Source organism: Candidatus Neomarinimicrobiota bacterium (assembly GCA_041154365.1).
In the GTDB taxonomy this organism is placed as follows: domain Bacteria; phylum Fidelibacterota; class Fidelibacteria; order Fidelibacterales; family Fidelibacteraceae; genus Fidelibacter; species Fidelibacter multiformis.
The window spans coordinates 1011430-1031701 of the sequence record AP035449.1; the positions used below are offsets into that span (position 1 = coordinate 1011430).

The window sequence follows — 20272 nt, forward strand, 5'->3', positions numbered from 1 at the left end:
AGGAAGTATCAAATGAACATGCTCAATTCAGTCCATGCGAATTATAAAGAAGGCCGGCGTATTTTAGCTCCTTTACTGGGTTTCCCTGCAGTAAAACCGGCAGGAACCTCGATCAAACTGGCCCAACAGAATGCAGGTGAACACATGAAGGTGATGCAGCGGATTGTGGAGAAATGGCATCCTGATGTGGTTTTTACCCTTATGGATCTCTCCGTGGAAGCCAGTGCCCTGGGCCGTGAGACCATTTTCCCACCAGATGAAGCAGCAACGATAGTAAAATTTGATTATGACAAAGAACGGGATTTATCCCTTTTGAAAGCTATAAATATTCTGGAGGACGGGCGGCTCCAGTCCTATGTGGAAACACACAAACGTATGAAACGTGATTTTCCCGGAGATATTCTCAGGGGTGCTTATGTAACAGGGCCTTATACTTTGGCCGGACTCATTATGGGTGCTGAGAATGCGGCCATGGAAACAATGATGGATCCGGAAGGATTTCATGTCTTGTGCACCGTGTGCACAGAAAAAATTTTAGACTATACACAGGCCATGATAGAAGCCGGTGCTCACATAATTGCGGTTCTCGAACCCAGTGCCATGATGCTTGGTCCGGAACAATTCCGGGAATTCTCGATGGATTATACCCGGAAAATTGTGGATATGTGTCATCAACATGATGTGGGAATGGTTTATCACATTTGCGGCAATACTGACCATTTGCTGGAATCCCTGAATGATTCGGGGGCGGATGCCCTGAGCCTGGATTCGGATGTCAATTTCCCTCAGGCTGCAAAAATGATCCGTGAGGATATGATACTCATCGGTAATATATGTCCAACCGGTACAATCATGACCGGTCATCCTGAAAGTGTCCAAAAAGAAGTTCAAAAGCTTCTGGAGGATATGAAAGACATCCCCAATTATATTCTTAGTACAGGTTGCGATCTTCCATCGGAAGTGCCTGAAGAAAATGTGACAGCTTTTATGGAAACGGGAAGAAAATAAATCCCTCTTCATTTATGTCCAAATAATCCAGTTCTCTTTAGTCTTTGAGATTGATGGATATCCAGAAGTCGGGATCCTTTATGGGAGTGCCTTTCTGTCTGTATGCTCCATATATCATGCCTGCAAGCGTTCCGATTGCCAGTATAAGCGGTATGATGATGGGTGATGCTTCACTGTTGTAGATGACACCTTTCGATGCCAATAACAAGGCATTGGACATAAGATGAACCAACATGACAAGAATCAGCGATTCACTCCAGATATAGAGAAGCATATAGGCAATGAAGGTGATAAAGAGGTATCCTGCGGCATAGCTGTGGACAATTTCAGGGAAGAGGGCAGGAAAAAGGGTGTGGTATACTGTGAATAATACTCCGTTGATGAACAATGACCACCACAGGCCGTATCTTTTGCGAAATGCCGGGAATAGCAACATGGCAAAGAGGGGATAATAAACCACCTGAATCATCAGTGTTTGGGATACATGTTCAAAAAATGCATTCCAGCTTAATCCGTTCATTCTGATGATCGTCAGATTGTCATAGTTCATGAGTACAAACCACAGGGCCAGAAAAAAGATAACATGAAGGGGATTTTTGTTTTTCGGCCAGAAAGCATGAGGAAGTCCCCACTTTGATACCATGCGAAAAGGTACGTAAATCCCGAAAAGAGCAAGTCCAAAACCGGCCAGGAGTATATATGCTCCCGCTTCATACCAGGAATTTCCCAGAGAGAAGGCCTTTTCAAGTCCCAGATTACCCAGGTATACCGATAGCCCTGATAAGATGAAAATAAACAGGGCATAACGGATTTTCTTTTTTTCATCCATAATAGCACCTCACTATTTTAACAAGACAAGACGGATTGTTTTATAACCCTGTGTGGATGCCAGCCGGGCAATGTATACGCCGCTTGTGGCGGCATGTCCCTGCATATCTGTTCCATCCCAATGAATTTGATAAGTTCCGGCTGTGTGAAATCCATTCTCCAGGGTTTTTACATGCCGTCCCCGGATATCGAAAAGATCCAGGCGGATATGGCCTGATTCAGGCAGACTTACATGGATTATTCCGCGGGGATTGAAAGGATTCGGATAGGCACGGAGGGCGAATACCCCGGGGCGCGATTCTTCCGGCTCCAGGGTCGTGGATGTAAGTGTGAATGTCCAGGTATATACACTTTCAAATCCTGCCAGATTCCGTACCCGTACCTCGGCAGTGTACTCTCCAGGTTCCAGGGGACTTTCGGATATCCGACGGATTTCACGGGTATTCCAGCTGCAATCGGCATTGATATTGACTCCATTCAGACTTAAAAAAACCGAATCTGTATCCACCTTGTCAATGGTTTCCCTGAATTTTGCAAAAAGAACCGGTGTTGTACTGTTCACTGTAGCCCCTTTTTCGGGAGCTGTGGCATATACATGGGGATATCCTACGAGTTTTACTTCTTTTTCATAACGGTTATTGGAAAACCGGATTTCACTGAATTGGGTGTCAAGGGGAACACTGATACTAATGATATAAGTATCGCTTACCAGAGAGTCCGGAAGATGCATATTCTGTTCAAAGGTCTGATATGAGCCGGGAACGAGTGGATCAACATTCATACGTAACAATACAGTATCTATATCCAGATTGTTGACTCCGTTACTGGTCAATCGCCATTCAATGGATCCAGGAGATGTGGTAGTATCTCCCAAATTGTGAAGTGTATAATTCAGTGGTATTATTGAACCACTCTGTAAGGTGTCGGCGACTGGTTGTTGCATTTCCAGTGCCCAGTCCGGCCGGGTGGGGATATCTGCCTGAAAATAGATAAAACACCATACGGTATTCAGATTCTGATACCCGTTATTGTAACCCGGCCAGTCGTATCGGGACAGTGCCCCGTCGTAACTGGGATAGCCCGGTGTGTTTTTATTTCCATAAGGGTCGTTAAAAATAAGGGTCGTGGCAGAACTGTTTTCATAACCGATGGTGCTGATATAATGGCCTGAACTGGTGAGGGAGTTCAGGAGCACGAAGGGCATGCGCTCATCTACCTGTTGAATAACCTCTGCACGGGTCGGGGTCCAGTCTACAGGCTTGTTGGCCATCCCGTTTTTCCAGGCATATTCAGCCATATACCCTTTGGTATCGGACCAGTTATTTTGGGTGATGTAACCAAAAGCTCCCCAGCCGTAATTTCCCCGGCTGTATCCAATCCGGTTCATGTGATATCCAAGAATGGTATAATATTTATCGCAAATGTAGCGGCCATAAGGACTTTCATGGGGGTAGGGATTGGAGGCGGTTGTCGGCCAGGGGGTGATCGTGCCGTAATAGGCCAGGCACATCACCGCCGCTGTTCCTCCACAGGCTGCCGAGCCGGCACCAAACCAGTCCGGTGGATCATACACCTGATTGACATAGGGGATTTCATAATAAGCCGCTCCCTTGGACGAGCGGTGTGGGGGATAGTAGGTGACCGATAACGGGGCATCCAGTGTGTGTAGGATGGATTCTCCCTTGGTGTTTGACAGGGTGACGATGGAAGCATCCTTCCGGGTGTGAAAAAGGATTCGCTGCTTCGATTTATCCCAGAAAGGATCCATTTCAAAACGGTCGGGTGTATCTGTAAGGTTTTCTATCGTGCCTTTGTGAATGTCACAGGCGTAAAGGTCTGCATTTACTGCTTTGCCTTCCTGTACTTCAATCCGGTGAAAAAGGATAGTGGAGGAATCTTTCCATACGGCTGATTGTCCCTCGGTTAGTGGATGGGAAGATCCGGTTTCCAAAAAATAAACCCAGAGAGTACCTCCCACGGAGGAAAAAAGTATGGACTTTCCATCAGGACTCCATTGGGGATTGTAAAAGGCTTCTTCCAGAGCTGGGGATACCCGGATGTGTTTTCCGCTCCCGATATCCGTCAGCCACAGTTGATCCGAGTCATCATTGGAAACCACCCATTTCCCATTGGGAGAGACCGGGGCCAGATTTGCATAGGCCGGGAGATCACAGGAACGTCCATCAGAGAGATGAAAACGGCGCCCGGAGGTCCAGGCAGCTACCCCGTCCCGGGTAAAAGAGACCTGGCCGGCCTCGTGAACCGGAGCCTGTAAATAAATGATCTCATCATTTTTCAGGTCATACAGGACCGGAACCTGCAGTCCGTTATCCAAAATGATTTTAGTTCCGACGGCATCCCGGACCGGTGATCGGCTTATGTGATATCCAATTCCCCGTCCTTCGGCCATTTTCCGGATATTACCATCCTCCAGAGTATACAATGCGGATGTCCGGTTGTCTGTAAAAATTATGTGTTCCCTGAAAGCACAGGGCCGGAGTATCAGTCCGTCAACTTCAGTACTCTGGAGGTAAACACTGCATACGATGAGTAATAAAATACTGTGAATGAATCTTTTCATGCTCGTCCTATTTGATTTCCATTCCGGGAATGCGTTTAAATTTTGTTTCCAGCGTTGATACATTTTCCAGGTATTGATTTTGGAGGATTTTCTGGATTTCGCGGGCTTTGGCTTTAAAGGTTTCTGCTTTTTCTTTCTGATCCAGCTGGGTGTAATAATGGGAAAGGTTCAAAAGAAGGGCAGGGTAAAGGGGTGTCGTTTCCGGGATATCCTCCATGAGTTTTAAAAGAATCTTATACTCTTTTTCCGCTTTATCCATGTCCTGCACGGCCCGGTAAATTTCTGCCAGATTGCTGTGAATTTCAGCCTGCTTTATGTGGGAATCCTTTTCCTCTTTCCAGATTTTCAGGGATTTTTCCAGATGGGTTATGGCCTCTTCAGGGCGGTTGGTCATAAAGCAGACAGATGCGAGATTATTATGGAGGGAAGCGGATTGCAGGCTGTTTGTCCCTCTGAGCTTATCCACTGTCGCCAATGCTTTGCGATAAAATTTTTCGGCGGTCTCATATTTTTCCTGAGATTCTTTCAGCATGCCCAGCCGGGCTTCGATATCGGCAATCATCACATGATTGGAATCGGCCTTTTCCACAAGTCCAATGGCTTTAAAATACAATGCTTCGGCGTCATCCATACGTTGAAAAGCCTGGTTGACTTCGGCGTATCGTGAGTAAATGTCCGCCAATAACAGATAATTTCCATGGTGAGCCATGGCAGCTGCCGTCATGCCTTTATCCAGATAATTTTTTGCCAGACGGGGTTCTCCCAGGGTCATGGCAAAATCAGCAAGTTGTATGTATACACGGATGGTTTTTTCATCTTTGGGGCCGTAGAGGACTTCCGCCATGGATTGTGCCCGAAGTCCCGCTTCAAACGCACGGTGAGCATCTCCCATTTCTGTGCCCAAACGGCTTAAATCCATGAGATTTTTCAATGCTTCGGGACTCGCTTCGCCCTGCTGTTGGATCTCAAGGGTGAGATCATCTATCCGCCGGAGCAGTTTCTCCTCCTTTGACGTATGAATCCAACCGGCATACCGGTCGTATAGTGAAGTGGAACGCTTTTCACATCCTGTAAACTGAATGGATAGAAGAATGACAGTTGTAACGATAAAAAATGACAGATGACGCATAATCACTCCCTTTTGGTACGGGTCAATGATAATTAATTTTGAGGTATTAAAAAAGCCCCATTCGGGGCTTATTGAGCGAGAGACGAGACTCGAACTCGCGACAGCCACGTTGGCAACGTGGGGCTCTACCACTGAGCTACTCTCGCGTTTCTCAAAAAGCGTGTAATTTTACTTTGAATGGATATAAGAAGCAAGAAAAAATGGTGACCTATACAACGGTCTGAAGAATCTGTTTTTTAATGTCCCTCGAAAGTGTAATAATTTGCTATAATTCTTTTTTTAATTTATTTTGCTTCCCGTTACTTATGAGCTCAATGATGATTAAAATACTTTTCATTATGGCGGGGGGTGCACTTGGTACCCTGGCCCGGTATGGGGTTTCTGGTTTTTCTTACCGTTTTTTAAATACAACATTTCCCTATGGGACACTGGTCGTAAACTTAATCGGGTCTCTCATCATTGGTTTTTTATGGGGATTCTGGGAATTGGAACATATTCCGGGTAACATAAAAGTCTTTATTTTTATTGGTGTCCTGGGCGGGTTTACAACCTTTTCATCCTTATATGCTGGAAACCATGAATCTTTTAAGAGAAGGTGAAGTAAGATTTGTTCTGGTAAATATTTTATTATACAATATTTTGGGCTTGTTGTGTGTGTTGGGAGGATACTTCTTCGCTAAATTTCTTGTACAGGGGGGCAGACCATGAAACTACCGGACGAAGGAATTTTATTACGGATATTTATTGGAGAAGGGGATATGTATCATGGGAAACCGCTTTATGAAACTATTGTCATGAAAGCCCGGGAATTAAATATCGCCGGAGCAACTGTGACCCGTGGAATCCTTGGGTATGGGGCGGACAGTCGCATTCATTCCTCAAAATTTCTCAGAATATCTGAAGATTTACCTGTCATCATTGAAATTGTGGATCATGAAGAACGGATTCACAAACTTATCCCTTTTCTGAATGAAACCGTTAAAGATGGATTGATTACACAGGAAAAAGTTTCTGTATTATTTTACAATCATAACTCGGGTTGACACATAAACCTGCCAGGAGAGTAATAGCCGTTTAGACCAATTAATTGTTTATTCTAAGAAATATTTATGTTAAATTTATAAGCTTTACATAATAATTTTCTAAGACTTTGATGAGGTCTGGACGATTCGCATGTTCTGAACTTCTGAAACAGGTCGTGATGTGGAAACAAAAAAAATAAAACGCTTACAGGCCAGTGAAGCCAAATTCCGGCAGATCTGGGAGTCCGCCCGGGATGGGATGCGGCTCACAGATGCTGATGGGATTGTCCGTGATGTCAATCCGGCATTTTCGGGGCTGGTACATTTATCCAGGGAATCTCTTGTCGGAAAACCTCTGTCGGTTATATATCAAAAAGATGCATCACGAATTATCCGGAAGCATTGTGAACGCTTTAAAACAAGGACCATTCCACCCCATGTGCTAAATCAATATGTTTTACATGACGGGACTGTCCGATGGTTTGAGGTTTATAATACGTTTGTGGATATTCCAGGTGAACCGGAGCAGGTGTTAGCCGTTTTCCGGGATAAAACGGAACTGGTTGAGGCGACAGACAAGCTGAAAGAGAGCGAAAGCCGCCTGAATATTGCCGTGCAGAGTGCCCGTATAGGGCTCTGGGATCAGGATTTCCGAACCGGAACCATAGTCCGGAATAACACCTGGTCGGAAATGCTGGGATATGCTCCCGAAGAGATTCATAAAGATAAAAATGCCTTTGTCAATCTGATCCATCCTATGGACAAAGAACGAACCAACTGCATCATCCAGAAACACGAAGCAGGTCAAACGGAGTATTTCCGGATCGAGCACAGGCTTCGTTGTGCCGATGGATCCTGGAAATGGATCCTGAATGTGGGACAGATCGTGGAAAGGGATGAATCCGGAAAACCCTTGCGAGCTGCTGGTGTACATATAGACATCGACGAACAGAAAAAGACGGAAGAATACCTGAAACAGTCGGAAAAACTCCTCCATTCCGTGTGGGACCAGTCCAAAGACGGTATGCGGCTGACCGATGCCAAGGGACGCATTGTGATGGTCAACGACGCCTTTAGTGACATGATGGACATGCCAAAAGAGGAATTGGAAGGGCAATCTCTCGGTATTATTTATTTCCCTGAAGAACAGCACAGAATCGTTAAGCGGTATAAAGAAAACTTTTCAAATAAAACGGTTCAACCCTATATCGAACGTCCATTCACCCTGTGGAACGGGGAGCAAAAATGGTTTGGTGTTTCAATCGCCTTTATCAGTGATACCCTGTTGTTAAGTGTATTCAGAGATATTACCCAGAGGGTTCGAAACCAGGAATCCCTCAGGGAGCTTGTCCATCAGAAGGAAATGCTAATGCGCGAACTCCAGCACCGGGTGAAAAACAATATGAACATTATCGCGAGTCTGATCAGCCTGGAAATGCGGCAGATCCAGAATCCGGACATCAGGGATATCTTCCTGAATATCCGTAACCGTATCCATTCCATGGCCGCCATTTACGAGCGCTTCAGCCTGACCGGTGATCTGGAATCTGTTGAATTGAACCAATACATCAAAACCCTGGCAGAAAGTATTCTTGAGACTTTCACTGCCGGTTCCAACCGTCTCCATCTGGAGACCTTTCTGGATCCTGTCAGACTCGATACAAAACGGGCGGCCAGCCTGGGACTCATTTTAAATGAGTTGCTGACAAATTCCCTGAAATATGCATATCCAAATCATGAAAAGGGGACGATTACCATCGAAATCCGGCAAAAAGACAATCAGCTACGTTTTGTTGTTAAAGATGACGGAATCGGACTGCCGGAAGATTTTTCTCCCGGGAAACAGAAGAGTATGGGATTTATGCTGATTGAGACTCTGGTCAGTCAGCTCAAGGGGAAAATGAGTATTGACGGGGTGCGGGGAACCCAAACAACGATTGAATTTCCAGTTTAATCCATACTGCTCAGATTACGAAACCTATGGCCGGCTTGTGTCGTATCAGGGGAAACTGTATATTTACATGAAATTGAAGGATGAAAGTGAATTATGGAAGATCATGAAATTACAATCGCCCTGGATGCCATGGGCGGTGATGATGCCCCGGCGGTGACAGTCCAGGGGGCTGCAGAAGCAACTCTCGAATCTCCCCTAAAGGTCCTGCTGATAGGCGATGAAAAGGCTATTCAGAAAGAACTGAAAAAACATAAATATCATGCAGATCAGATAGAAATTATTCATACAAGCCACCAGATTTCCATGGGTGAAAACCCAAAAATTGCCATGAACCAAAAACCCGATGCGTCCATTGTTCTGGCAACCCGAAAAGTATCCGAGGGGCATGCACATGCTTTGGTGTCTGCCGGGAGTACCGGGGCTGTCATTTTATCCGCGGCAAAAAATATTCCCAGAATCCTGGGTGTCCACAAAGCAGCCCTGGCCGCCAGCTATCCCACCCATAATATCCAAAAAAGACAGGATATATTTTCTCTGCTTCTTGATGTAGGGGCCAATATTCACAATTCCCACCACGATTTGGTCCATTTTGCCTTTATGGGGGCTACGTACGCCCGGGAAATCAAGAAAATTGAAAACCCTTCGGTGGGACTTCTGAACATCGGGGCTGAAGAGTACAAGGGGGGTGAAAAACTGGCCAGAACCCATGGAATTTTAAAAACCCTTCCGGATATTAATTTTATCGGCAATATCGAGGGGAATCAGATTATGCAGGGACTGGCAGATGTGGTTGTTACCGAGGGGCTTACGGGAAATATTGCCCTGAAGGTGATGGAGGGAATGGCCAGTTCAGTCAAACACCTTGGAAAACAGGCATTCCGTCAGAATGTCTTGTGGAAAATGGGACTCATTATGCTTTCCGGAGGGATTCGCAAGTTAAAAGATGTGACCGATTATCAGGAATATGGCGGAGCACCCATTTTCGGGTTCGATAAGATGATTATTAAATGTCATGGACGGTCTACAGCTAAGGCGATAAAAAACGCCCTGAAGCTGGCGGCTAAATCTGTCCGGGATGATATTACCGGGCAAATCAGCCGCTATATCACCAATTATGAGTATCACCATGCAGACTATGATGTGGAAGTCTGAGTCTGCCGGAAAATAAGTCAGGATTTGTAAAATCAATAATATCATAAACTTACACTCCTTTTACTTCGGGAAGGGATATGCTTTTACAACTTGAAAAAAAACAATGATTTTGTTAATATCTACGATGATTGTGAGATAAAAGATGGTACGGACAAAGGAATTGGAAAATAAAGTTTTGGCCGGCGTGATCCGGGAGTATATTGCCACCGCACAACCTGTATCTTCCAGGGTGGTTGTAGAAAAGTATATCCCGAATATTTCGGCTGCCACGGTCCGGAATATCATGGTCGGACTCGAAAAGCGGGGGGTGTTGACCCATCCTTTCACATCATCGGGCCGAATTCCTACGAACAGCGGGTACAAGTATTATGTAGATACCCTGATGACTTCTCCGGAGCCGGGTGATTCTATAAAGCATGCCATTCATGAAGCCCTGAATCGTACGCCTTCCGACATTGAAATGTTGTTGAATCTTACCTCGCGACTCTTGGGGACCATGACGGATGAAATCGGTGTGGCGATGGCTCCGGTGTTTATGAAAGGTATCGTGGATGATATTCAGCTCCTTGAGTTGTCGGGGGACAGGCTTTTGCTGGTGTTTCAGATTGAAAACGGTCTGGTGAAAACTGTGATGGTGGAAACACGCCAGGTGTTGAATAAGTCCCGGCTTCAGTTTATCCAATCCCTTTTTAAGGAACTTTTCGTAGGTGTTAATCTCTACACGATGAAACAGAAACTGGAACGGATACTGAATGACATTCCCAGCGGTGAACGGGGACTGGTGGAATTGATTTGCGGCCAGATTGAGCAACAGATGATGCCCCGGATCCACACCAGTGAAAATTATTCCTTCCTTGCAAAACCGGAATTCCGTGAACCGGCCGACTCTGCAGTTGTACACCTTTTAATGACGGATGGATGGATGTTCAGACTCCGGGAAAAAATTTCCGGTACTCATCTTCCGGATGCATTGACACTTCTGACCGGGGACGACATCGATTTTGTATCCGGGACAAACTGCAGCGTGCTCATGTCTGGTTTTACCCTGGGGAATCTGGAAGGTGCTCTGGCCGTTGTCGGTCCTTCCCGAATGGATTACGATTTTATCGTACCCCTGCTGGGATTTGTCCGCCGCAAGATTCACGAGAAAATCAATAACATCAAGGAAAATATATAGGACACTCCGTATGAAAAAAGATGAAACTCCAAAAGACAACCGGGATCATGAGATATTGGAGGATGAAAATCCCCGGGATGTGAACAAAGGGAAAACAAAATCCAAAGGGAAAGGAAAACAGAAGACTTCTGAAGAAAAATCCCAAACGAAAAAAGAAGAGCCCAAACAGTCTGAAGCGGAAGAAACGGAACAGGCAAAGGAAAAAGAAACGGATCCTTTACAAATCCTGATGGATCAGCTGTCTCAGACCGAAGAACAGAAAAAGGATCTGGAAGATAAATTTATCCGTCTGGTTGCAGAGTTTGACAATTATAAAAAGCGTATGTCCCGGGATTTTGACAGACAGTCGGAAATGGTCCGGGATAAGATTATTCTCAGTTTATTACCGGTGATGGATGATCTGGACCGGCTTTTACAACATGAAGGAGAAAATGGGAACGTCTCCCTGGAAGGGATTAAACTGATACGGAACAATTTTGAAAGGATTTTGAACAATTATGGCGTGAAAGCTTTTGAGTCAGTGGGACAGCCATTTGATCCCGAAAAGCATGATGCCATGATGACCCGTAAAAGTGAAGAGCACGATGTTCCAACTGTTATTGAAGAATTTGAAAAAGGATATGAAATAAATGATAAGGTCCTTCGGCATGCCCGGGTCGTGGTAAGTGCCGCGGAATAAATATATGGCAAAAAATTATTATGACATACTTGGCGTCAGTAAAGATGCCACACAGGAAGAACTGAAAAAAGCATACCGGAAAATTGCCCTGAAATACCATCCGGACAAGAACCCGGGTAATAAGGAAGCGGAAGAGAAGTTCAAGGAAGCCGCTGAAGCCTATGCGGTATTATCCGATAAAGAGAAAAGGGCCCGGTATGATCAATATGGTGAAGACGGGTTGAAAAATTCCGGATTCAGCGGATTTGGTGGCGGCGGCATGTCCATGGATGATATTTTTTCCCAGTTCAGCGATATCTTCGGTGGAGCTTTCGGAGGGAGTCCCTTCAGTGACTTTTTCGGTGGAGGGTCCCGCCAACGGGTAAGAAAAGGCTCGGACCTCCGGGTACGGATTTCCCTGACACTGGAAGAGATTTATAAAGGGACAAAAAAGAGTATCAAAGTCCGCCATTATGAAGAATGTCCCGTTTGTCATGGCTCTGGTGCCGAACCAGGTCATGGCAGCAGCACCTGTTCTTTGTGTCATGGAAGCGGTGAAATCCGTGAACGGGTCGGCTCTTTTCTGGGTCAAATGGTGAATATCCGTCCGTGTCCCAATTGTCATGGCGAAGGGACTGTCATTGACAAACCCTGCCGTAACTGTCATGGGGACGGTCGGGTGAAAACAGAAAGCAAAGTGGATATTGAAATACCCCAGGGCGTATCTACCGGAAATTACATGACCCTGAAAGGTAAAGGAAATGCAGCCGTCCGGGGTGGAATTCCCGGTGATTTGATTGTTGAATTCTACGAACAGGAACACCCTCTCTTTACACGCCATGATAATGATATTTTTATCAGTATCGTCATTACCTGGCCCCAGGCAGTACTTGGAGATGAAATCACGGTTCCCACGCTCTCCGGAAATGTCAGCCTGAAAATTCCCCCAGGCATTCGCTCCGGTAAAATGCTAAGACTACGGAAGAAAGGCATGCCCGGACTCCATGGCAGCCAATACGGGGATCAATTAATACGAGTACAGGTTGAAACACCCACCAATTTATCCAAGGAAGAGGAAGAACTAATTAGCCGCCTGAAGGATTTATACCGAAATAAAAAAATAAAAATCGAAAAGTATAAATGAAATTATTAGATTAGACTGATTAAAGAGGGAAAAGCCATGTTAAACAATATTCATAAGAAAATTGTGTCTGTATTATCCTGGACACTACTGGCAGCAGGCGTTCTGGCCTTGTTTAAAAGGATTTTTCATGGTACGGCTGTGTGCGGAAAAGCAAAAAAAACAGATGTACAGGGAGAAGATGAAGGAATATTCGATGTGGACAAAAAGGTGAATATTAACAGTGCCGATGTCCATGAACTGGCGACTCTTCCTTATGTCAGCCTGCCTGTGGCACAGAATATCGTGAACTACCGTGAACTGAACGGTTCCTTTTCTCAAAAAGATGAATTACTGAATGTCAAAGGTATCGGGCCCAAATTACTGGGATTAATCGAAGAATATATTTGTGTAGAATAAGGGAGGTCTTGTGGAACAACAGGCATATAATGAAAAATGGTCTTTTGTGGTTAAATGGGTGACAGTCATCCTATTGGTCGTGTTGGCTTTGGTTATCCTGATTCCCTGGTCCATCTGGAAGGAAGAAGAATATTACCGGAATCTGTGTCACTGGAAAATGTCAAACCTGTGGAATGCACAGCGGCTCTATCATAACTTGCGTCATGAATACAATCCCAATCTCCGTGAAACACTCCAGTTTATCGATCAGGTCAGAGATTCGGTCCTGGCAGACAGTATGTACGTTAAAGACCAAAAAATATATTTTAACAATGAGTGGCTTGATATCACGGTTCCTGAATACTGGCATGAGGATTTTGATACCACCTTTGCTTATGGTTACGATGCCCAGGACACTTCGGAGGAGATTATTTATACAGCCCTGGTCCCCAATGATGAAACGGGCATGATCGATACGCTCTTTTTAAACCGGGAACGTGACCGATGGATGTATAGTGATACCCTTTGGGAAGGGGAAATTATTGACACCAACTCGGAAATGCGTATCGAAAAGGTGGTTAAATACAACCGCTACAACCTGGTGGATTCCCTCCTTGTATGTCCCCTCGTGAATGAGTTATATCAGTCTGTCCTCTCTGAAGATAGTGTTCTTACCATCTACTGTCCTACCCGGGGTGGGGTGGAATTTGAGCGCTACTATTTCTTTACATTCAGCGATACAGGACACGGATCCATTCGGGACGGTGAACGAAGCTGGCAAAAATAACAGGGTAAAACATGTTGTATCTTTCACTGAATCCCGGATTGTGTACTTACGTTTCTTCCAATGATAATAACGGAAATCAGGTTGTGGAAGATGCAGGCAAAATCCCCGTTCCTTTTGAACTGAACCGGACCTTTTTTTATGGAAGGGATGCACTTGCACAGCTTACTTCCCTGTTTAAAAACCTGAAAGGAACCCAGGATTTTCCACAACATGAAATCTCCCTGAGCCTTCCCCCCAATATTCTAACGTATTCTGTCAACGAGGAACCGGTACCGGACTGGATGGATACCCTGCGACTTGGGAAGGATTATTCTGAAAAACTGGAAAAAAAGGTGTATTCCCTGGAAAAGGGACAATTAACGGTGTGGCATGATCCTCACATCACGGATATGATTCTCCAGGCAGCTAAGAACTCCGGATATACAATAAACAAAATTACACCGGGTATTGTAAATGCCATAAACAGTGTTTTCATGATTTATGCCACCAGCGATTACGACAAATTCACTATTTTAAAATGGGATTCCCATTATCCCGAACTTGTCACTTTCAGGAATGATGTCCTCTCAGGCCATCTCTGTTTTTCGAATGACGAATCTCCCTGTGTATTGCAGGGCAGTGGTGATAGGGACGCTACCATACCGGAACACCTGAAGAAGAATAATATTACAGAAAAATTATATGACCACACGGGTCCTCTTTTTGTGTATTCTGTTTTTGAACCCGATTCAGATCCCCTGCAGCCCTTTAAAAAATTTGGGTTTTGTGAAATCATCAATCCATGGACAGGGCTGGAAGTCAGTCAATCCGGAAACGGTCTCCTTACGGATTTGTCTGATACCGTACTGTCTTTGTGGACTGAATCCGCAGGATTTATAAACCGGGAATAATTATGAAAAAAATTGATGTGAACATTTTGGAGAAGGATGAAGACTCTGACGTAAAAGCGCCAGAATCTGAATCTCCGGCAGAAGAAACAGCTGAAGAAGAATCGTTAGCCCCACAGGAAGCCTTGCCGGTGGACGAAGGTGAAGCCGGGAAAAAAGAGCCGGAAGATACCCCTGTCCCGGATATCGAAGAAGCTCATACTGGTGAGGAAATGCCTGCAGATCTGGAAGAAACAGACACGGATTCTGTACTGGAAGAAGAAGAAAAAGCGGGTGCAGGAGGTGGTGGCAGTGGATCCAAACCACCGGCTAAAAAGAAAACAGGCCGGAATATCATGCTGTTCCTCCTTTTTCTGATTATCCTGTCGATTGTTTTTCTATTGACCAAACCTGAATTTGTCCCGGGTTTCTTTAAGCTGGACAAAGATACGGTTCTTGTTGTTGAAGAGATTGTCCCTGCAGATACCCAGGAATTTTCCATCGTTCCCGCCGATGATGAGAAAGCCGGTGAAACCCTGGCACGGATCCAAAAAGCGATGGATGGACAGGAAAAAGTGGTACCGGAAAACATTCAGGTTCTGAAGCGGCGAATGGCTGAATCTGCAGAAAGACTCAATCGGTTATTCCTGCTCTCAAGGCACTTTCCCAGTGGACTCTTTTGGTCTTATTATACAACCAGCTCCGGTTTTGAACTGCTAGAGATGAAAGCTACCGAGGTGGGCCTCTTTGAACAATATTTTAACCGGGTGATGAAGAATAAACTCTTCGATACCCTGGAATTTTTCTCTTACGACGGAAAGTACTGGGACTCGCTGGAAGGTGTATTTGTCGGTTCGTATACTCCAGCAGCCAAAGCCCAAACAGGTCCACTCTATACTATGAGTGCCGAAGATTTTCTGGATTATACAGGATATGCTGCACAAAAGGCCGGTATCAATTTTACGGACAGAAATTCTAGCATGGGGAAGTCAGTGATTCCCGGAACCAAACAAACAGTGTTTGAACTGACATTTTACGGTACTGTGAACCAGTTGGCGGATTTTGCTGATGAATTTCTCTCTATCCCTGCAACATTTACCATTACAAAGGTTCTTGCAGGCCGCAGACCTTCTGACTCATATCCCGATCCGCTGAAACTGACACTGTTTGTCTCGTTATATGAAAAAGAGTGATGCCCAGAATTATATCCGGAGAATTTGGCGGTCGGGTGATCAAAACACCGGGGTATGAGCTCCGCCCTACATCCGATAAAGTGAAAGAATACATTTTTAATGTCATTCGGGACTGGGAAGGAAAGACGGTGGCGGATCTTTTTGCCGGCTCCGGTTCTCTCGGCCTTGAAGCAGTGTCACGGGGAGCAATATCTGTGGATTTTGTTGATTCACATCCCCTGTCCATCCGGATGATTACTGAAAATATGGAAAGACTCAACCTTGACCACCCGGAAATACGCCGTTTCAAAATGAATGCCCGAACTTTTTGTTCACGTTATATGGAGTATTACGACCGGATTTTGGCAGACCCGCCTTACAAACTTCGATTGGATGCATCATTTTTCCTGAGTGTGTCCAAAGCCCTGAAAAAAGGGGGGTTGTTTGTGCTGGAATTTTCCATCCGTGAAACAGATGCGATCCTGACAGATATGAACCTGATAAAAGAAAAAGTATTTGGCGAAACAGGAGTCCGGATTTATGAAAAATGAACGAGTTGCCGTGTATCCCGGGACCTTCGATCCCATTACCTATGGTCACCTGGATATCATTGAAAGAGCCGCACATCTTTTTGATAAGGTGATTGTTGCCATTGCGATGAATAAAAACAAAACAGCTCTTTTCAGTGTGGAAGAACGGAAAGAAATGGTGGAAAAATCCACGGAACATCTGAAGCCGGTGGAAGTAGTGACTTTTCAGGGACTCAGTGCCCGTTTTTCAGAAAAAATGAATGCAGTGGCTCTTATACGAGGTCTCAGGGCTGTTTCCGATTTTGAATATGAGTTCCAGATGGCATTGATAAACCGGAAAATCGGGAAAAACACGGAAACCGTTTTTTTAATGCCAACAGAAAAAAACACCTATCTCAGTTCTTCTGTTGTCCGGGAAATTGCCTCTTTCCAGGGAGATGTATCTCCCTTTGTACCGAAATTTGTCAAACAGAAACTAGAGGAGAAATTCAAAAAATGAATCCACTTGAACACATTAGAAAACGAGCCATAGAAGAAACCGATATTCATCTTGTACTTCCTGAAGGGAATGATCCCCGTGTTTTACAGGCAGCTATGACCATTGAAGCAGAACATATAGCCCGAGTGACAGTTTTGGGAGATGAAAATCAGATTTTAAAAATGGCATCTGATGCCGGTATTCAACCCAATGTTTTGCAGATGATCAATCCCCTGAATAGTGAGTATCTTGAAGATTTCGGCCGGGAATATTATGAACTTCGAAAGAAAAAGGGAATTAGCACAGACGTTGCATTGGATGCAGTGAAAGATACAACATTTTTCGGAGCCATGATGTTACGGAAAGATCTGGCAGATGCCTGTATCAGCGGGGCTGCCAATGCCACATCTCATGTGGTCAGAGCGGCAGTCACTGTTGTAAAAACCAAACCCGGAATTTCCCTGATGTCCAGTGATTTTCTCATGTTTTCGCCAGATGGGGATAAAATCTATTCTTTTGCAGATTGTGCTGTGAATCCCGATCCAAACAGCGAACAGCTGGCAGATATTGCGTATGCCACTGCCATGACCCATCAGCAGATTTTTAATGTGGAACCCGTGGTTTCTCTTCTCAGTTTCTCCACAAAAGGCAGTGCGGCACACGATCTGGTGTACAAAGTGGAACGGGCGTTGAAAATTGCCCGGGAAAAATACCCCGATTTGAATATTGACGGTGAACTTCAGCTGGATGCATCCATTGTACCGGCTATTGGAGAAAAAAAAGCCCCCGGGAGTCCTGTGGCTGGTCATGCCAACGTACTCATTTTTCCCGATCTTAATGCGGGTAATATTGGCTATAAATTGGTTCAACGTTTGGCAGGCTATAAAGCAGTCGGCCCGGTTCTCCAAGGATTGAAAAAACCTATGCATGATCTGTCCAGAGGCTGCAGTGCAGAAGATATAGTTAATCTTGCAGCAGTTACGGCACTTCAGACGTTGAGCAGAGGTAAATGATGCCCACATATCGTTATCAGTGTGAAAAATGCGGGAAAATCTCTGAAGTATTTCAGAAGATGAGCGATCCTCCCTTAAAACGGTGTCAGGAGTGTGGAGGAAAACTTGTCAGGTTGTTATCACCTGGTGCTGGTTTTATCCTGAAAGGGGAGGGTTTTTATGTGAATGATTATAGAAAAAAAGACAAATCCCCGCAGATGGATAAAAAGAAGCCTCAAAATGACAGTGAAAAAAGTGCTACACCCTGTGTGGATTGTAAAAGATGAACTTTGTTGATTTTACAGAAATTCAGGTACAGGCCGGAAAAGGTGGAGATGGATGTGTGAGTTTCCACCGGGAAAAGTATATTCCCAAAGGGGGGCCTGATGGGGGAGATGGCGGAGACGGAGGTCATGTAATAGTCCGGGCCACCACACAGCTCCATACCCTCCAGGATGTGCGGTACCATAAGAAATACCATGCAGGAAACGGAAAACCGGGGCAGGGAAATAACCGTTCAGGTCAGAAAGGTAAGCATGTTGTGATCCGTGTACCTGCCGGGACACTGATAAAAGATGCGGTAAGCCATGAACTTATTGCAGATTTGGTTGAAGAAGGGCAGGAGGTGATTGTCGCCAGGGGTGGCAGCGGCGGTTGGGGTAATCAGCATTTTGCATCCTCTGTAAACAGGGTTCCCAGACATGCCAATCCCGGAACAGCAGGGGAATTCAAAAAAATTGAACTTGAACTGAAAGTGTTGGCAGATGTTGGGCTTGTAGGATTCCCCAATGCCGGGAAAAGTACACTTTTGTCCGTACTTTCTGCCGCAAAACCGAAAATCGCCGATTATCCCTTTACCACTCTGGTCCCCAATCTGGGCATCGTCAAATATGGTGAGTATCAATCATTTGTCATGGCCGATATTCCGGGGCTTATTCGGGGGGCGCATGAAGGGAAGGGACTGGGTGACCGCTTTTTAAGACATATTGAAAGAACCCGGGTCCTTGTCTTTCTCATTGATATCCACGATGAAAAACCGGAAGTAAGCTATCAGACCCTTCTCGATGAACTAAAGGCTTTTGATCCTCAATTGCTGGAAAAAAAACAGATTGTGGTTTTTTCCAAATGTGATCACGAAACAGAGGAAAAAATGGCAGCTGATAAACGCTTCCTGGATGATATGTTCACCATTTCATCCATCACAAAGAGGAATTTAAACACCCTCATTCATCAAATAGACAATATATTATAATAGTATCAAAAAATATTATAAATACTGAATTATTTTTTAATTGAAAAATTCATTTCTTAGATTTCTGCATGTTTGATCCTGAAAGTATTCTGAAGGTCATGTGTGTGGAAGGAATGGGGCCTCGTCTTTTCCAAACACTTTTGGAGCGCTGTAAAACTCCTGAGGCGATTCTTGTGCATCTGGAAAGTGGAGACAATACACTGCCTGGTCAACTCGTGCAATCCGTCCGGAAAAGAAATCATGAAAAATTTTATAACATGCATCAACGGTGGGTGAAAAAGAACGGTGCACGAATTATCTCTTTTGAGGAATCGATTTACCCGGATATTTTAAAACACATTTATGATCCACCACCTGTTCTGACCTGTACCGGTGAATGGGATTCTTCGGACCGGAATGCCCTTGCCATTGTAGGGACCCGACATCCGGATGTTTACGGAAAGCGGATAACCCGTGAACTGGCTCAGGCTGCTGTAGATTTGAATATCACAGTAGTCAGTGGACTGGCAAAAGGTGTGGATTCCATTGCCCATTATACGGCTGTACGTGCCCAAAAGCGGACCATTGCCGTTTTAGGTACACCACCTCATATCATTTACCCTGCTGAAAATAAGGCTTTAGCCCGTCAGATTTCACAAAACGGGGTTGTATTATCGGAATTTATCGTAGGACATAAAACCACACCGGGATGTTTTGTCCGGAGAAACCGCCTGATCAGTGGATTGTGCAGAGGTGTGATTGTAACCCAGGCCGGTGATTCCAGTGGTGCCCTTGCCACAGCCTATAGTGCCAATGAACAAAACCGTGAGGTCTTTGCCGTCCCGGGAAATGTATTGTCCGGCAATCATGAAGGGTGCCACCGGCTGATTAAAAGCGGGGCGAAACTGGTGGAAAAATTTGAGGATATACTTGATGAACTTCCCGTTCTGAAATCCAAAGCATCCCAAATGAATCTCCTTGTGGAAGCAGCAGAAATGAAAAACATGACAGAAACGGGAAAGGCAATCATTGATTGCTTAAACCGTGAGCCGGTGCATGTGGATCAAATCCTGGAAAAAACACGGCTTGAACATGGAAAATTGATGAGTGTGCTTCTCCAATTGGAATTAAAAGGATATATTCAACAGTTACCGGGTAAATTTTATATCCGAAAAATATAGGGAAGAG

The 20272-nt window shown here is 44.9% G+C and carries 21 protein-coding genes and 1 tRNA gene; 18 read left to right on the plus strand and 4 right to left on the minus strand.

All coding sequences use genetic code 11. The features are described 5' to 3' along the window. Positions 1 to 12 precede the first annotated feature (12 nt). On the plus strand, positions 13 to 1008 hold the full coding sequence (locus strainIA91_RS04395; RefSeq protein ID WP_400167917.1) for a uroporphyrinogen decarboxylase family protein: 996 nt from the start codon (positions 13 to 15) through the stop codon (positions 1006 to 1008). A gap of 37 nt (positions 1009 to 1045) precedes the next feature. Here strainIA91_RS04395 and strainIA91_RS04400 read toward each other — a convergent pair whose 3' ends face one another. From strainIA91_RS04400 to strainIA91_RS04415, 4 genes are all read right to left on the minus strand, one after another. Further along, positions 1046 to 1837, minus strand: a complete 792-nt coding sequence (locus strainIA91_RS04400; protein ID WP_400167918.1) for a CPBP family intramembrane glutamic endopeptidase — start codon at positions 1835 to 1837, stop codon at positions 1046 to 1048. Between the two features lie 12 nt (positions 1838 to 1849). Next, positions 1850 to 4417, minus strand: coding sequence for a C39 family peptidase (locus strainIA91_RS04405; protein WP_400167919.1), 2568 nt, complete (start codon positions 4415 to 4417; stop codon positions 1850 to 1852). A gap of 7 nt (positions 4418 to 4424) precedes the next feature. After that, positions 4425 to 5546 (minus strand): tetratricopeptide repeat protein, encoded by a 1122-nt coding sequence (locus tag strainIA91_RS04410; RefSeq protein WP_400167920.1) that lies wholly within the window; start codon positions 5544 to 5546, stop codon positions 4425 to 4427. A gap of 74 nt (positions 5547 to 5620) precedes the next feature. After that, positions 5621 to 5692 (minus strand) — tRNA-Gly (locus strainIA91_RS04415). A 168-nt stretch (positions 5693 to 5860) separates the two neighbouring features. On the opposite strand from strainIA91_RS04415, the gene strainIA91_RS04420 reads away from it, so the two are divergent. From strainIA91_RS04420 to dprA, 17 genes are all read left to right on the plus strand, one after another. Next, positions 5861 to 6145 (plus strand): fluoride efflux transporter FluC, encoded by a 285-nt coding sequence (locus strainIA91_RS04420; RefSeq protein ID WP_400167921.1) that lies wholly within the window; start codon positions 5861 to 5863, stop codon positions 6143 to 6145. A 105-nt stretch (positions 6146 to 6250) separates the two neighbouring features. Continuing rightward, complete coding sequence (locus strainIA91_RS04425) at positions 6251 to 6589, plus strand: DUF190 domain-containing protein (protein WP_400167922.1); 339 nt, start codon at positions 6251 to 6253, stop codon at positions 6587 to 6589. Positions 6590 to 6749: 160 nt separating this feature from the next. Further along, positions 6750 to 8522: a PAS domain S-box protein gene (locus strainIA91_RS04430; RefSeq protein ID WP_400167923.1), complete on the plus strand. Its 1773-nt coding sequence runs from the start codon at positions 6750 to 6752 to the stop codon at positions 8520 to 8522. A 93-nt stretch (positions 8523 to 8615) separates the two neighbouring features. Then, positions 8616 to 9674, plus strand: a complete 1059-nt coding sequence (gene plsX / locus strainIA91_RS04435) for a phosphate acyltransferase PlsX (protein ID WP_400167924.1) — start codon at positions 8616 to 8618, stop codon at positions 9672 to 9674. Between the two features lie 142 nt (positions 9675 to 9816). Next, positions 9817 to 10851, plus strand: coding sequence for a heat-inducible transcriptional repressor HrcA (hrcA, locus tag strainIA91_RS04440; RefSeq protein ID WP_400167925.1), 1035 nt, complete (start codon positions 9817 to 9819; stop codon positions 10849 to 10851). Between the two features lie 10 nt (positions 10852 to 10861). Beyond that, positions 10862 to 11530, plus strand: a complete 669-nt coding sequence (locus strainIA91_RS04445) for a nucleotide exchange factor GrpE (protein WP_400167926.1) — start codon at positions 10862 to 10864, stop codon at positions 11528 to 11530. A gap of 4 nt (positions 11531 to 11534) precedes the next feature. Next, positions 11535 to 12653, plus strand: coding sequence for a molecular chaperone DnaJ (dnaJ, locus tag strainIA91_RS04450; RefSeq protein ID WP_400167927.1), 1119 nt, complete (start codon positions 11535 to 11537; stop codon positions 12651 to 12653). 36 nt (positions 12654 to 12689) lie between these two features. Then, on the plus strand, positions 12690 to 13049 hold the full coding sequence (locus strainIA91_RS04455; protein WP_400167928.1) for a ComEA family DNA-binding protein: 360 nt from the start codon (positions 12690 to 12692) through the stop codon (positions 13047 to 13049). Positions 13050 to 13059: 10 nt separating this feature from the next. Then, positions 13060 to 13815 carry a hypothetical protein gene (locus strainIA91_RS04460; protein WP_400167929.1) on the plus strand — a complete coding sequence of 252 codons (756 nt, stop codon included), beginning with the start codon at positions 13060 to 13062 and terminating at the stop codon, positions 13813 to 13815. An 11-nt stretch (positions 13816 to 13826) separates the two neighbouring features. Next, positions 13827 to 14705, plus strand: a complete 879-nt coding sequence (locus strainIA91_RS04465) for a hypothetical protein (RefSeq protein WP_400167930.1) — start codon at positions 13827 to 13829, stop codon at positions 14703 to 14705. Between the two features lie 2 nt (positions 14706 to 14707). Next, entirely contained in the window at positions 14708 to 15874 is a 1167-nt protein-coding gene (locus tag strainIA91_RS04470; protein ID WP_400167931.1) for a hypothetical protein, read from the plus strand. Next, positions 15874 to 16404, plus strand: coding sequence for an RsmD family RNA methyltransferase (locus tag strainIA91_RS04475; protein WP_400167932.1), 531 nt, complete (start codon positions 15874 to 15876; stop codon positions 16402 to 16404). The genes strainIA91_RS04470 and strainIA91_RS04475 overlap by 1 nt, the downstream gene beginning before the upstream one ends. Further along, entirely contained in the window at positions 16394 to 16882 is a 489-nt protein-coding gene (gene coaD / locus strainIA91_RS04480; RefSeq protein ID WP_400167933.1) for a pantetheine-phosphate adenylyltransferase, read from the plus strand. Before strainIA91_RS04475 ends, coaD begins: the two co-directional genes overlap by 11 nt. Beyond that, positions 16879 to 17874: a phosphate acetyltransferase gene (gene pta, locus strainIA91_RS04485; protein WP_400167934.1), complete on the plus strand. Its 996-nt coding sequence runs from the start codon at positions 16879 to 16881 to the stop codon at positions 17872 to 17874. The genes coaD and pta overlap by 4 nt, the downstream gene beginning before the upstream one ends. Next, positions 17874 to 18140 carry an FmdB family zinc ribbon protein gene (locus tag strainIA91_RS04490; protein ID WP_400168236.1) on the plus strand — a complete coding sequence of 89 codons (267 nt, stop codon included), beginning with the start codon at positions 17874 to 17876 and terminating at the stop codon, positions 18138 to 18140. Before pta ends, strainIA91_RS04490 begins: the two co-directional genes overlap by 1 nt. Beyond that, positions 18137 to 19105 carry a GTPase ObgE gene (gene obgE / locus strainIA91_RS04495; protein WP_400167935.1) on the plus strand — a complete coding sequence of 323 codons (969 nt, stop codon included), beginning with the start codon at positions 18137 to 18139 and terminating at the stop codon, positions 19103 to 19105. Before strainIA91_RS04490 ends, obgE begins: the two co-directional genes overlap by 4 nt. Positions 19106 to 19173: 68 nt before the next feature. Beyond that, on the plus strand, positions 19174 to 20265 hold the full coding sequence (gene dprA, locus strainIA91_RS04500) for a DNA-processing protein DprA (protein ID WP_400167936.1): 1092 nt from the start codon (positions 19174 to 19176) through the stop codon (positions 20263 to 20265). Positions 20266 to 20272: the final 7 nt, after the last annotated feature.